Annotated in this window: 9 protein-coding genes and 3 pseudogenes; 5 read left to right on the top strand and 7 right to left on the bottom strand. The window is 54.2% G+C overall.

Annotated elements, in window-relative coordinates; all coding sequences use genetic code 11:
• Positions 1–57: 57 nt before the first annotated feature.
• On the bottom strand, positions 58–873 hold the full coding sequence (locus tag QPJ95_RS14795; RefSeq protein ID WP_270921097.1) for an outer membrane protein: 816 nt from the start codon (positions 871–873) through the stop codon (positions 58–60).
• Positions 874–1,121: 248 nt separating this feature from the next.
• On the bottom strand, positions 1,122–2,228 hold the full coding sequence (locus tag QPJ95_RS14800) for an HlyD family secretion protein (RefSeq protein ID WP_270921098.1): 1,107 nt from the start codon (positions 2,226–2,228) through the stop codon (positions 1,122–1,124).
• A gap of 613 nt (positions 2,229–2,841) precedes the next feature.
• Here QPJ95_RS14800 and QPJ95_RS14805 point away from each other — a divergent pair.
• Positions 2,842–3,906, top strand: coding sequence for an alpha/beta hydrolase (locus QPJ95_RS14805; protein ID WP_270921099.1), 1,065 nt, complete (start codon positions 2,842–2,844; stop codon positions 3,904–3,906).
• 26 nt (positions 3,907–3,932) lie between these two features.
• Here QPJ95_RS14805 and QPJ95_RS14810 read toward each other — a convergent pair whose 3' ends face one another.
• A complete protein-coding gene (locus QPJ95_RS14810) occupies positions 3,933–5,027 on the bottom strand; it encodes a mechanosensitive ion channel family protein (protein WP_270921100.1) in 1,095 nt (364 codons plus the stop codon).
• A 692-nt stretch (positions 5,028–5,719) separates the two neighbouring features.
• On the opposite strand from QPJ95_RS14810, the gene QPJ95_RS14815 reads away from it, so the two are divergent.
• Entirely contained in the window at positions 5,720–5,983 is a 264-nt protein-coding gene (locus QPJ95_RS14815) for a hypothetical protein (protein ID WP_270921102.1), read from the top strand.
• A 194-nt stretch (positions 5,984–6,177) separates the two neighbouring features.
• A complete protein-coding gene (locus tag QPJ95_RS14820) occupies positions 6,178–7,113 on the top strand; it encodes a pirin family protein (protein WP_286018135.1) in 936 nt (311 codons plus the stop codon).
• A gap of 70 nt (positions 7,114–7,183) precedes the next feature.
• On the opposite strand, the gene QPJ95_RS14825 is transcribed toward QPJ95_RS14820, so the two are convergent.
• Positions 7,184–8,713 (bottom strand): flavin-containing monooxygenase, encoded by a 1,530-nt coding sequence (locus QPJ95_RS14825; RefSeq protein ID WP_270920749.1) that lies wholly within the window; start codon positions 8,711–8,713, stop codon positions 7,184–7,186.
• A 289-nt stretch (positions 8,714–9,002) separates the two neighbouring features.
• Between QPJ95_RS14825 and QPJ95_RS14830 the strand changes: the two genes are divergently transcribed.
• Complete coding sequence (locus QPJ95_RS14830) at positions 9,003–9,950, top strand: alpha/beta hydrolase (RefSeq protein ID WP_270920750.1); 948 nt, start codon at positions 9,003–9,005, stop codon at positions 9,948–9,950.
• A 123-nt stretch (positions 9,951–10,073) separates the two neighbouring features.
• A pseudogene (locus QPJ95_RS24240) lies at positions 10,074–10,638 on the top strand (transposase).
• Positions 10,639–10,823: 185 nt separating this feature from the next.
• Here the strand turns inward: QPJ95_RS24240 and QPJ95_RS14845 are convergent.
• From QPJ95_RS14845 to QPJ95_RS14855, 3 genes and pseudogenes are all read right to left on the bottom strand, one after another.
• Positions 10,824–12,035: pseudogene (locus QPJ95_RS14845) on the bottom strand (IS110 family transposase).
• A gap of 622 nt (positions 12,036–12,657) precedes the next feature.
• The gene (locus QPJ95_RS14850) at positions 12,658–13,029 is read right to left on the bottom strand and encodes a DUF2237 family protein (RefSeq protein ID WP_270920768.1); all 372 of its coding nucleotides are present in this window, start codon (positions 13,027–13,029) and stop codon (positions 12,658–12,660) included.
• 536 nt (positions 13,030–13,565) lie between these two features.
• Positions 13,566–13,741 (bottom strand): annotated as a pseudogene (locus QPJ95_RS14855) (IS6 family transposase); the annotation flags it as partial.
• Positions 13,742–13,812: the final 71 nt, after the last annotated feature.

Consider the following 13,812-nt stretch of genomic DNA (forward strand, 5'->3'; position numbering starts at 1 on the left):
GCCTATCATGACTGAACAACGTTGCTGCTGCCCGGGAAATGAACGGTAAGCTGACACCTAGAACCTGAAGGTCACCCCAAGATAGGGACCATGCTGGCTCACATCATAAGCAAACGGCCCTGTGGCAAGAGTGGTGCTGTAGTCCATGCTGTAGTAGCGGTAGCCGAACCGGAGCGAATTTTTCTTCCACAGTTGATAGTCAAACCCAGCGTTCAGCCCGACCTGAAGATCGTTGCCGCCAGCCCCAAATCCACCCAGATCGAGTGCAACGGCCGCTGCCCATTTCTCGCTCAGCCGCCACATGGCACGTGCACCAATGACCGGCTCGAACCAGCCTTCATCACCGCCCAATTGCGGCAACGGACCAGCCCCTACTGTTATGTCGACTGTTTGCCTAAGGGAGTTGTAACGGACTCCACCCTGCAGATCGATGCTATAGCGCTGGTTTTGAACCCCATAAGTACTGTCTACCACCCGGTAAGCGGCCAGCACACCCAACCACTTTTGCCGGATGTCCACTGCAAAGGTCGCGCCAGGTGGAGAGGGTAATGATCCGTCCGCTTCTAATTGGACATAATTCGCATCAACAATGATGCCAAAATCTCCGCGCCACATCTCGAATGTAGCGGCTAGCGCAAAATCCAATAGATCGAGGGCATCCTTGAAATCCAGGTCCAACGGCACTGATGTTCCTGCAATTGTCGATGTGCCCGACGTTCTGGCAGGTAAAAAGGCATAGGGTGTCAGGGTATACCGCCATTCGCTCTCGCTTTGGCCGGGCATTGGCAAGGGTTCCGCGATGGACGAAAGCGGTGCAAAGCCCAAGATGGTTCCAGCTCCCAGAGCAATTATTCTTGTCCAAATTGCATTCATGCTTCAAACCCTTCACCATCCATGGTTGTATTTGACCTCCCTGAGCTATGGCCCCCAGGAGGAAAAACCATCAACTTGAATTAGGGCAACCCGGTCAAAAGTCAGCACACTAGTGAGAATTTGGGGAAACCGACTGTCCACGACTTAGGATGGTTTGGTCGACAGGGAGATGTTATTGCTCACTGCTAACCGCTGTCAAAAGTTCCAATGCCGGAGGCTCTTGGAACTTTTCGAGTCAAAATCGCTTCTTACAGGTAGTTGAACTGCACTCGCAGCCAGAACAAAATTCGCGCCAAAGCTTCGACCGGCCCGGCTTCGTCAGTGATGAGTGTTGCCGCTCCCGATGTGCCCAAACGTTTTGTGTAGTCAGGGAGGTCCTGTGGCAAAACAAGCCGGACCGCAAAATGCTTGGTTCCAAGAAGCTGTCCGATGCTTGGTAGCGAACCTGGTGACAAGGTACCCTCCGATGTTGCCGGAATTACCGCCTCGACTTTCGTAGTAAAAGAAGTGCCGGGAAGGGTCCTTAGCGCGACCAATACAACAGATCCGGGTTGGAACGCGTGTGCCCCACTCTGGGAAAATACGCCGGTCATGGCAAGGTCTTCATCTGGGACAAAAGAAAGGGAAGATGAAAATTGGTTCGCGCGATCACCGGCGCGCAGAGTAAGAGCGGTGACGACACCATCGGAAGGCGCGCGAACTATAGTCTGCTCCAATTTCCAACGAGCGGAAACGAGAGCCTGCTCCACTTGAGCCACTGCGGAATTGACCCCGCCAATCCTGGACCCAATGCGGATTTCAACGCCGCGTTTTACGGCTTGAGCAGATCGCAAACTGGCCTCTGTCTGTTCTATAGTTGAAATCGACTCTTGCATGCGAAACCCGGTTGCCGCTCCACGCTCGGCAAGTTCGACAACATCGTCCCTGCGCTGGAAACCAAATTCAAGTTGCGCCTCCAGCCTTTGGATTTCAGAAAGTGCACTTTCAAGCTCAGCCTGCAGCCCTGCCTCTCCAGATTTTGCCTCAACCAGTGATGCCTCTAGCCGTCGGACCTCAGCCTCAAATGGAACCTGGTCAATTTTGAAGAGCAGGTCGCCCTTCTTAACCGGCAGGTTGGGGGCCACGTTTAGTTCAACAACCGTTCCGGACACATTGGGAGTTACGGATATAGCAGCGCCGTGGATGGTCACAGTTCCAGACGGAGTGAGGTAATTGAGAGCACCTAACACGACCAAGGCTATAATTAGCCCCAAGGTTGCCACAGCAGACTTCCATGACGTGCTCCAAGGCAAAAGCTTGAAGCGGCCGAAAATCAAATAGACAAGCACTCCGTAAATCGAAAGGACGATCAACATAGTCCAGTCACCTCCTCCAGGTGTCGGGAAGGCCGAAGTCCGAGTATTCTGCAAAGGCTGCATTGACGTAACCTGCATCACTTCGTCTACGTTTCCCTTCTCTATGACTTAAAAGCTATTCTGATATTTCAACGGAATTTATCGACTAACGTGCCTTCTACAGGAGGACGGGTGGTTGAATGCGCAGAATTATTAGAGGGTGCAGAACTTACTTTTGGCGCCTTCTCAGATTGGATCAAGCTGATCGATGATGGGGGGTAGATGTGTCTGTGTTGACCGGCACTTTGACAAAGCGGACGCCTAAAAAACCTCCGTTTCTGGACTTTGCTAGTCCAAAAGCTACCGTAAGTTTTCCGATGGCCTCGCTCACCGTGGCTGAGTAAACAACCCTGAGAATTCGATTGGGCAAACATACCTCAGGCTGTCTGACCAAGACCTAAGAAGTCCAAGAGAAGAAATCCGAACAGTCTGGACTGTTACGACCTTCAGAAAGCATCAAGTGCTTGTCGGTTCAACACTCCCGGCGACGAAAATTTGGGGATGTCCATTGGGGTGTGACGGGAAAAAGAATTGGAAGAGTGAAACGACTGTTTGCATGGTCGTTTGCTTATCAATGCTTTTGTTGGTCGCCTGCGCGCCCGAGCCGCCTCTGATTGGCATAGAGAACCCTAATGTTAGGTCAGAGGATGTTCCCGGTATAAGACGGCACCAAATCCTCATTGCAACAACACGTGCCCCTTCCGACGCTTCCGGGGTTTTTTATGATTCCAGTCGCAGCAAACTCGGCTTTGCCAAAGTAGATGTGACCATTCCGCCAGTACATCAAACCGGAAAACTTGAGCGGGCGCGAAGATTTCCGCCGGACCCGAGAAGAGAGTTTGTTGTTGAAAATCCAATCCGTTTGGCCGGAAAGTCGGAGTTCAGATCCCAAGTTTCGGCGGAACTAAGCAAACGCTCTATTGGCAACAAGGACCTGCTTGTCTTTGTCCACGGATACAACACTACGTTGTCCGACGCAGTGCTTCAGCTCGCTCAATTTGTTGAAGATACAGATTATAAGGGGGTCCCGCTTCTTTTCTCCTGGGCGTCTAGCGGTCATGCCGTGAATTATCTCTATGACATCAACAGTGCTGTCATCGCGCGCGATTCATTAGTTGAACTTGTTTCCTCACTCAATCTAACCGCAATTGAAGGATACGATGTTGTGGCTCATTCAATGGGAACAGTGGTTGCAATGGAGGCGATGCGTCTAATTTCGCGGGAAGGTGACCCTGGTCAGCTTCGGCGACTAGAACACATTGTTCTCGCCTCGCCGGACATTGATCTCGATCTCTTTCGAGCACAGGTTTCTGCGGTGCCCGAGCACAGACGCCGAATAGTGATTTTGACCTCTAGCGACGACAAAGCACTCAAGCTCAGCCAGCGGATCGCCGGGGGGATACAACGCGTAGGACAAACAGACGCAGAAGAACTCATTCAGGCCGGGATAACAGTCATTGATTTGAGCCAGGTCGAAGATACCGGCTCGTACAGCCACAGTAAGTTCAGCGATGCCCCGGACGTTGTCCGGCGGGTGGGAGAGTACTTGAACAACGATGGCAGTTTTGGAGATCCGCGCCCGAATACAAGTCAGACCATCGTCTTTGGTCTCGGAGCGGCAATTGGCACCTCAAACTAAGCCTTCAAGTTCTTAAAAACAGTCTGTTAGATGCTGCCCGCGAGCCCGGTTGCTTTGTTCTCCGTGTAAACAGAGCGAGACGGAAACGCAAACTCTGCGCCCGCGCCTTCAACGATCTTCTTTATCGCAAGGATCAATTCGTGCCGTGCATCCAGTTCAGCCGAGTACTCATTTGCAGCGACAAAGCAATCAACCAAAATATCAATGGATGACTCTTCTAAGGCGTAGAGGCGCACGAAGAGGTTTGCCTCGGTGAGACCAACAAACCGGTCGCTCGTATTAATGTAGCTAGCGATCTCTTCGCAAATGCTGTTCAGCGTTTCAGTTTCAGTCCCATATGTAAGCGCAATAGTCCACCGAAGACGACGTGCTGTTCTGCGGGAGAAATTGGACAGAGAGTTGTTGGCCAGTTCAGAGTTGGGGATGTGTTCCGTTCCATTGTCGAAACGGCGAATGACAGTGGAGCGAAGATCTATTTTTTCGACAATTCCTTCAACATCCTGCGAGATGCGGATCCAATCGCCCTCACGAAAGCGCCTCTCAGCGGCAATATTGAATCCAGCGAGTAAGTTTCGGATCTGGTCTTGTGCAGCCAATGCCACGGCGGCTCCCGCGATACCGAGGCCAGTCAAGGCCGGGCCAAGGTCAATTCCCCACACATTCAGAACCACAACAACTGCTATAGCAACAAGGAGGAAACGGACAATCTGGGAGATCCAAGACCCCCGAAGGCGACCTTGGTGAACGCCAATAACCTTGGCTTGCTCCAATAGAACAAGAATGAGCGCATTGATCAGCCAAAATACTCCAAATACCAACAATGATTGAAGGACACTGAGAACAATAAGAGCGGCGGCACCCGGCAGATCAAGAACGCTTATCCCGAGGAATGCCGCAAGCATTCCGAGCAGGCCAGTCATAGCTGGGCGAAGGCTAGAACGCGCTGTCGGCTCGATTAACAGTCCAAAACGCCGAACTATGCCAATGATGCCCAAGATAAGGAGATCAGAGAGCCATCTGCGCAGTAACAAAATGGCTGTCGGCAGTGCAACCGCCAGAACTAAATCTAATGAGTGAATTGCCTGCCACCATTCAATCAGCTGATGTAATTGCTCTTCCATATACTTGCCCTGTCTGTGATTTCGTGCCCCGCATTGAGACTTACATTAGTCAATTTATTTGCTCAGCAATACCCGAAGCGTCTCGTTCTGCTTGAAGGGATATTAGCTCGGGCAACTGGATCATGGCACGGAGTTTGCTACGACTAAACTCTGGAAGGGGCCGAATTGAGGGAAAACTCTGGAAATATGAGCCTCGTTGCCACATGAAATGTTATGATATCCCGGGTCACTCGACGCCGTGACAAACGCCAGCGATCTGATGGGCGTTGTTGCAGAGCTGAAGATACAACTTTGAAAATGGCCGCATAGGGTCAATAGTGAAACTGCCCGGTTTTAGGGACGAGGATCACTCTGGCGCAAGCAGCCTGCCGAGACGGCATCACCGTGCTGTACAAGCGTATGCCGCGTTTCTTTGATGAGTTGGAACTGGCCCATGGCCCTTCTCGGTGATTGCTTTGCAATCGCCTGCCGGGCAGCGGACGACTGGGGGCCTGATCGTCTCAATGCCAGTCAGCGGCGCGATCTGATGGAAATTGTCGAAGACAGATCAGAGGTTGAACGGCGACTTCGGGCCGTTTCTAGCAAGCGCTGGTGGGTGTAGAGCCGCGGGGTGTGGTAGTCATGCCTATGAATGCTATGCTACTCGTGGTCGCCATCGAATGCGGCGCCCACAAACGATTAAGGCAAAGCACATGTTCCACGAGTTACTTTGTGAATCACTCGATTTGATCAGAGCAGGCAATTTTCGGCCAGGTCCTGAAATGGAGAAGGCGCATCAGATCAGTCAAGAGCACGAGGGTGTGCCACTTTTCGATTGGGTGCATGCCCTAGTTCACCGGATCGAAGGCGATGACGCGAATGCTGGGTACTGGTATCGGCGCGCTGGCAAGATCCGGCATTCAGGATCAATCAAAGAAGAGTGGCAAATTATTCTAACGTCGGTCGAAAAGGGGTGAGGAATATCGGGACGTCCTGACGCCTCACATCGAAATGCTGCGCAAATAACTATGGGCCGCTTCGACTTGCCGCTCTGCACAGGAAGGCTAACCGACGCTCGACAGGCGCAGATGCTGGCCGCGACAATCGACCAATTGACCGCCACGACAAACGCCCTGGCGACATCTTTGCTCGCAACCAGAAAGGACATGAGATGAGCTGGAACCCCGCAATTGAACCGACCTGCCCGAGCGTGGATAACATGGATGCGATCGAGACGCTGATCGTCCCTCGCGCCCGCGACATTGGAAACTTCGAAGTGCGCCGTGCGCTGCCATCGCCCAGACGGCAAATGGTCGGCCCTTTTGTGTTCTTCGACCAGATGGGACCGGCGGAATTTATCACCCAACAGGGTATCGACGTGCGCCCGCACCCGCATATCGGCCTCGCGACAGTGACATATCTCTATGAAGGTGAATTCCAGCATCAGGACTCGCTGGGCACCAATCAGATGATCTATCCCGGCGAAGTGAACTGGATGATAGCGGGCCACGGGGTGACCCACTCCGAACGCACCAGTGCGCAGACCCGCAAGGGCCCCAGCAGCCTGTTCGGCATCCAGACATGGGTTGCCCTGCCAGAGCATGCCGAAGACATCGACGCGGATTTCGAGCATCACAAGGAAACCGCGCTGCCATTCATCGAAGGCGAAGGCAAGCAAGTGCGCCTGATCCTCGGCGATGCCTGGGGTGAACGCGCGCCCACCAAGACGTTCAGCGAAATGTTCTATGCCGACGCCGTGCTCGAAGCGGGTGCGAGGCTGCCCATGCCTGACAACCACGAGGACCGCGGGATCTACGTCACAGACGGCAGCATCGAGGTGGCGGGCGATGTCTTCCAATCGGGCCAGATGATGGTATTCCGCCCTGGTGACGCCATTACAGTCAAAGCAGGCCCCGCCGGTGCGCGGCTGATGTTGCTGGGCGGCGAAACTCTGAACGGCCCGCGCCATATCTGGTGGAATTTTGTAGCTTCATCGAAAGAAAAAATCGAGGCTGCCAAGGACGCTTGGGCGGCCGGCGACTGGGAACACGGCCGCTTCAAGCTGCCTCCCAGCGATAAGGGCGAATTCATTCCCTTGCCGGACTAGATTAACACGAAAACGATGGAGGGGTCGTCTGGAAGAGCCATTATCAGACGCGGCAATTCTGGTGTGCGGTCTACGTGTACTGCACTTTGGACCGCCCAAATACCAAAGAGCCGTCGTCAAGATCAGCTGATGGAAGATCGTTCCGGTCTTGGAAGTAATCCTGGGTCATCACCCAAGGCTGGCGATCCCCCTGCCTGGGCAGAATGTCCAGGCTGCGCATAATGTAGCCCGCATTGAAGTTCTCCGGATCAATCCAGGGTCTTTCCTGCATGTCGCGGTCCTCATCGCGCAACATTGGTGTGACGGAGCTTGCTCCGTCGGTATCCATGTGATCGAGCAGCCTGCATATGTAATTCGAGACCAGATCGGCACGTAGCGTCCAGCTAGCCCTTAAGTACCCAAAAACCGTCGCAAAATTTGGAAGGCCGGTGAACATGATCCCTCGATGTGTAAAACACCGCGCCGGATTGATTGTTTCGCCATCCACCACCAGTTCAATATCACCGAACATGTTTAAGTTCAGACCTGTCGCTGTCACGATAATATCGGCCACAACAAGCTTGCCGGAAGCAAGGCGCAGGCCGACTTCAGTAAAGCTGTCGATGTGGTCGGTTACGATCTCAGCCTTGCCTGCTCGGATCGCGACAAACATATCTCCGTCCGGAAGCATCGCAATGCGTTGCCGCCATGGGCGGTAGCTTGGCGTGAAATGAGTGTCTACGTCAAAATCCTCACCCAGATATTTACGCGCGGCACCAATCAGTTCGGCGGCGAGGACCTCTGGTTCAGTTTTGGAACGCTGCACTGTGATCTGGCTTTCGTGCAGAAACTTGCGGCGCATTATCTCATGATACCACACGTCCGGCAAATCCAACGCACTCAGCGTCACGTTAAACTCATCCATCATGGGCCGGGGATAATAGTAAGTAGGTGATCGTTGAACCATTGTGACATGCGCGGCCTTTGCCGCCATTGCAGGCACGATGGTCGCCGCAGTGGCACCCGAGCCGATCACAACCACGTTTTTTCCTGTATGGTCGAGGTCTTGCGGCCAATTCTGCGGATGGACGATCTGGCCCCGAAAGGTATCCGTACCTGGCCAGTCCGGAGTGTAGCCTTCTGAGTGGCGGAAATACCCGGCACACATCCACAAAAAACCACAGGTCAGTGTCACCGGGGGCGCATTCGCGTCCCGCCGAACTGATAGCGTCCAGCTTTGAGTATCGCTGGACCACTCTGCCTTTTCAATTTGGTGGTTGAACCTGATTTTGTGACCAATGTCGTTTTCTTCGATGGCTTCTTCCAGGTAGTTAAGGATTTCTGCGGCGGATGCGATGGGAACGCCGGTCCACGGCTTCCAACTAAAGCCAAACGTGAAAAGATCGCTGTCCGACCTGATGCCAGGAAATGTGTGTGTGTGCCACGTTCCGCCTATTTGTGGCTTTGCATCCAGAATGACAAAACTTGATCCGGGCCGGTTTTTGCCTAGATGATAGGCTGCATCGATCCCTGAAATGCCCGCCCCGACAATCAAAACGTCGAAATGCTCAATCTTTGTCTCTGTCTCGTGTGTCTGTGCAGCGGGCAGGTTTGCATTCATTTTTGAACTCCAAAATGCAGTGGGCCTGTCGCGCCGACCAATTCATGTGAACGACACTCTGCAATTTTGAATGCGCATGTGTCGACAATAGCAGGTTTCAAAGCCACCCGAAGAGGATTTTGGGGATGAGAGCCTGTACGCGGATTTCTGGGCTCATACTGCTTGTACTTGCGCAATGCCACCAGCCCGGCCATCGCTTGCCCGTCCTGACTGGCGCAGATAACCAACTTGCTTAAGGCACCGCCGTGCAATTAGATTTCCCAAACTGAAAACAGAGAGCGAAAAGAATATGCCTGATGACGTTCACCCGCAGATACAGGCCATAATCGACCGAACCGTCGAACTGGGCATTCCAAAAGTACAGAGTATTTCGACTCAGGCTGCCAGAACCTTGGTCGAAAAAATGGCCGCTGCCAGGCGCGAAGACTATCCGCCCCCTGATGTTCTCAAGGTCGAAAATACCTCGACCGGGCCTGGTTACGGCCATGTCCCCGTTCGCATTTACAGAACAACCGCCGAGGAACGGGCACCAGTCATAGTCTTCTATCATGGTGGGGGTCATGTCTTCGGCAGCCTCGAAACGCACGATACTGCAGCCCGGTTTTTGGCCCGCACTACCGGCTGCACTCTGGTTTCGGTCGATTACAGGATGGGGCCTGAGCATCCGTTTCCCGCCGCTGTTGAGGATGCGTATGATGCGGCGCACTGGGTTGCTGATCACGCGGACGCCCTGCGCATTGATCCTGCCCGGCTGGCAGTCTGCGGTGACAGTGCCGGTGGCAATCTGGCCGCTGTGGTCGCTTTGATGGCGCGCGATAATGCGGCCTTTGCTATTTCCGCGCAGGTCCTGATCTATCCGGTTATCGACTATCGTGGCGGCACGCCGACCTACGCGCGCTATGGAAAAGGATACGGGATTCTCGAAGCCGACACAGTGAGCTGGTTCATGGAACGATATCTTCCGGACCCTGAACTACGGGGCGATTGGCGTGCAACTCCGCACAATGCAGCTTCGCACGCCGACCTGCCGCCCGCGCTGATCCTGACCGCCGAATGTGATGTACTGCGCGAGGAGGGCCGCGACTATGCAGCGCAGTTGAAGGCTGCAGATGTGTCGGTCGAGCATGTCGAGTTCAGGGGTATGATCCACGGGTTTTTCGGCTATCTGGGATTGGTTGATGACGCCGAGCGCGCGCACGAGATTTCGGCGCGATTCCTGGAATCTGTATGGAGATAACCGACTCCCGCGGCTTCGGCATCTTGGGAACCTCTACATCAGGCTGACTTGGTAGCCGCGGCTTTGTTGCACAAATCTGTCGAATGGATTCATGTTGTGAATCCAGTGTGATAACTGGCGGTGATGAGCAGCTGGACACCAACGACTTACAAGACCAAGAACTGGTCGGATTACCATCGTGCCCTGAAGCAGGCCTACAGCGATGCGGCCATACAAGCATGCTTGACCATCAAAGTGCTGTTCGGTTTGCCTTTGCGGCAGGCGACCGGGTTTGTGGAACGCCTGCTGGAATTGGCCGGGCTGGATTGGACGGTGCCGGACTTCAGCACACTGTGCCGGCGCCAGCGGACGTTTGTCAATCCCAGTGCAAAATGGGTCAGCTTCCCGGAGTGATATGGGACAGTTTGTTTGGGAGTTGGCGGCGCCTTGGCGCGTGTGCTTTTCATATAGCTGACGCGTGCCATGGCGCGCTGGCCGCAGGCCAGCACCTCTCTTTTTCCGGGTTGGATTTCAGCTTCTGGTTCTGCGGCTCTGGCGCATTGAGACAAAAATGCACTGTGTGAAACTGCTCGGTCAGCGCCTCTCTGCGCGGGACTTCGAGCGCCAGGTTGCCGAGATCCAAATTCGCGCCGCGATCCTCAACGGCTTCACTGCGCTTGGCATACCCGAAACTGTTATCGTAGGATAAATCCGTCTGGGGTAAGGGGGAGGCCAACCTCAGGCCGGTTTGTGCAACATCTGTAACCGCCCCATGCGCAAGAGGTCTTTTCAGAGCTGACTTTGACGCGTCGTCAGGTGCTGACATATGTCCGGCCTCTCGTGCGGCGTCATACATGCCGCGGGCCCGTATGGTGTTCGAAAGTCGGGTCCAGATCAAAGCCGCGTGCTCGTAGGCACTCTGTTGCACACTGGTTCTCCCGATCCCGTCTCACGACCGTTGCGCCATCCATCGCCCGGCAACACATGTGCAGCATGTGTGAGAGGGATGTTAGCAAGTGCCACGCGCACAAGCATCGGTGGCTTGCGCAACAACATTCCGTCCATCCATGTGCCCGGCCGCGCCAATGGATGGACATGCCGCTTTATGATAACGCTGTTGGCTCCAATGATCAGCAATCGCCTCAGTGATCGCTCTCCTGTCCCACGGCAGGTGATGCTGGCATCACCGATAGGGCATCTTCGTCGTCGCCCCGCCCCAAGACGCTGCTTTCCACCTGTCGAATGCTGTCGCGGCAGTGTGGGGCGGAGCGAGGGCAACCAAAGCCGTGGCGATCAACGGTCTAATGCCCATTGTCTGGCAGGGTATGTTTCCATGCCCGAGAGGGGGAATTGTCATCAGCCGACGCGCCACCTCATTCTCCTTGGCGCGTCGACGGATCTCGGCATCCAGTTTGCCGATCTGGTCATCGAGACGGGTCTCTGTCTCGATCAGGACCAGCAATGTTGGGCGAGCTTCGTCGGGCAAGCCACTTGCTGCGTCCTCTACGATCGCAATCAGGCGTGCGGCATTCGCTGCCCCCTTTGGAATCACCTCTCCGAACTCCGTCCTCCTCTCGGCTGATTGCGTTGCAATCGCCTGCCGGGCAGTGGGTGGCCGCATCATGCCAAGAGCGTGTTTACAACACGACGCGCATTGATCACCTGGGTGCGTTGCCGGATCAGCAACTCACGGACCCGGAACACACCTCTCATGGTTTGCAAGCAAACCACTGCCGGGCAAGGCATGGCCGCGCCCTGCACATCTTCGTTTTTAACCGACACGAAACGCATCGACGGGCGCGCAGCTGCTTCACTAATCGCTTCAGCCTCAGCCATGTCGTTCTTCTGGCGTTTGACGAAGGGCTTGACGTAGGCTGGCGGGATCAAACGTACCTCGTGGCCCAACTTGGCGATCTCGCGGCCCCAGAAATGAGCGCCGCCGCAGGCTTCCATCGCAACGATGCATCGTGGAAGTTGGCTAAAAAACACCAGAACCTGCGTCCGCCGCAATGTCTTGCGCAGCACCGCTCGGCCTGCGCCGTCAGCTCCGTGAACCTGAAACACATTCTTCGTCAGATCGAGCCCGACTGTGATAATCTCCGACATGACCGCTCTCCCTTGTGGATCATTGCAGACCCACCTTGGCACATCGATGCCGTTGGGGGCGGTTACATCATCAAAGCCGGTAGCCGTCACTGTTGTCAGCTCTCCCTTTCCGCATGCCGTGCGGGGTCCTCTGGTTCAGGGTGGTTACTGAGCTCGTGATCTGGTTGACCAAAGTTGCCGCCGTGGCCATTCGCCGTTGTCGGCCCAACTGGCGCGAACGGCCCTAACGTTTGAAGAATGGGACAGAGTCATTTCGATACCCTCCCAAATGATGGTGAGGGGTATCTGAAATATCTCCTGTGGGCTTGTCTCTGCTGCAATCATTCTATTTGCAGGGATTGCCAGAGCCGGGCAGGGGAGTAGTCTCGGATTGCAGGGGAGTAGTCTCGGATTAGGGGGATCGTAGATATGGAAAAACAGCTCTCAGCCTTTGGCATCGGTTTCGTCACTGGTTTCGTGTGAACTTCCGCAACGCCTGCTCTGACCCTGAGTGTGATGGATATATGCAGATGTATGATGACCGCGCAGAGCGTGATTGGTGTTCCTCATGCAAGCGGCAAGAACGGCGGGTTGCGCGGGGTGGATAGTTTTTTGAATATGGGCCAGAGGTAAGCCGCCAACCTCAGTTGATATCCACGGCTTTCCTCTTGAGGACCCCCAGTGGAACAGTCTCAAGGGCGCTCTTATGGGTGCTTTCAAGAACTATATGCGGCGCTGCATCTTCTTGATGTGCTTGCAGCCAGCGATCCACGCACAGGCACCATCGATCTCCCTCTTTCAATCCGGCAAATTCGAATTCTGGTCGAGGCGTTGAAAGGTCGTTTCCTATATACTTTGAAAAGGCCAAGAACTCTTTGGTCATTATGCAGCAAACAGTGTGCTTCCCCAGATCGGCACCCCCAGTATTACAGCAGCCATCGCGAAAAAAACCTGTTACCGGAGATGTAGAGCAGGGTTTAAGTTCTTCGCCCAAGACATTTAGGCTTGGATCCATCGTCAACGGTTTATCGCTCATCAATCGTGTCCTCGATTATATATTCCTCTGATTAGCACATTCGACAGCGAAGCAGGAGAGGGTGTTAGTGACGGTCAACAGGTTCGCCACGTCCATTGATCCAGTGTATTGCCTCGTAGGCGTCGGGATGCTGGATGGGGCAGGTGGCAGGTGGCCATCCGCAATTTCGAAAAGACGGGACGATGCGTCAGGGAGTGGGGTGCTGCCCGCAATCAGTCCGCTATTCTTTACCCGGAACAGTTCAACAGATGACCCGTTTCAGCGGTATGGGCTGATGGTCATACACAGAGCTTCGGATACTCCCTTCAGTTGCCTCGTGCGTAAAATTCTAGCAAAAAAATTCTTATTTGTTGGCGATCGAGACTCATCTCACATACTTGAACCTTTGCCAGACACAAAGCCTGAAGGGTAGGGATCATGTCTTGGAACAAACCGAAGAGTTCATACTTAGAGCGAGAAATTGTGATGGCAGTGATCAGAACCTCATGACGCAGTTCACATCTGTTCTTGGACCCCAACGGGCCGAACCTATTCCACCAAAACCGAACCGTATCGTGGCTCACGCGACACCGTGTTCGTGCAGACGATCTTCGACAAATTGAAATGAAAGCGGAAAACGAACGTAGAGCATCACTGCCAAGCGGATGATTTCAGGCGACGTCTTGAAGTAACGGAAGGGGCTTTCTGCCATCCCGCGAAACGAGATCGCCACCCTGGTCGGCTCAACCAAGTTTCTTCTGACGGTGCCGCCAGAGCGTCTTT

Origin of the sequence: Parasedimentitalea psychrophila (genome assembly GCF_030285785.1) — a bacterium.
Lineage (GTDB): Bacteria > Pseudomonadota > Alphaproteobacteria > Rhodobacterales > Rhodobacteraceae > Parasedimentitalea > Parasedimentitalea psychrophila.

Coding starts and splice junctions, on each gene's coding strand:
- QPJ95_RS14800 (WP_270921098.1), bottom strand. CDS start 2,228: ATGTTGATCGTCCTTTCGATTTACGGAGTGCTTGTCTATTTGATTTTC.
- QPJ95_RS14850 (WP_270920768.1), bottom strand. CDS start 13,029: ATGGATCCAAGCCTAAATGTCTTGGGCGAAGAACTTAAACCCTGCTCT.
- QPJ95_RS14825 (WP_270920749.1), bottom strand. CDS start 8,713: ATGAATGCAAACCTGCCCGCTGCACAGACACACGAGACAGAGACAAAG.
- QPJ95_RS14830 (WP_270920750.1), top strand. CDS start 9,003: ATGCCTGATGACGTTCACCCGCAGATACAGGCCATAATCGACCGAACC.
- QPJ95_RS14795 (WP_270921097.1), bottom strand. CDS start 873: ATGAATGCAATTTGGACAAGAATAATTGCTCTGGGAGCTGGAACCATC.
- QPJ95_RS14815 (WP_270921102.1), top strand. CDS start 5,720: ATGTTCCACGAGTTACTTTGTGAATCACTCGATTTGATCAGAGCAGGC.
- QPJ95_RS14805 (WP_270921099.1), top strand. CDS start 2,842: ATGCTTTTGTTGGTCGCCTGCGCGCCCGAGCCGCCTCTGATTGGCATA.
- QPJ95_RS14810 (WP_270921100.1), bottom strand. CDS start 5,027: ATGGAAGAGCAATTACATCAGCTGATTGAATGGTGGCAGGCAATTCAC.
- QPJ95_RS14820 (WP_286018135.1), top strand. CDS start 6,178: ATGAGCTGGAACCCCGCAATTGAACCGACCTGCCCGAGCGTGGATAAC.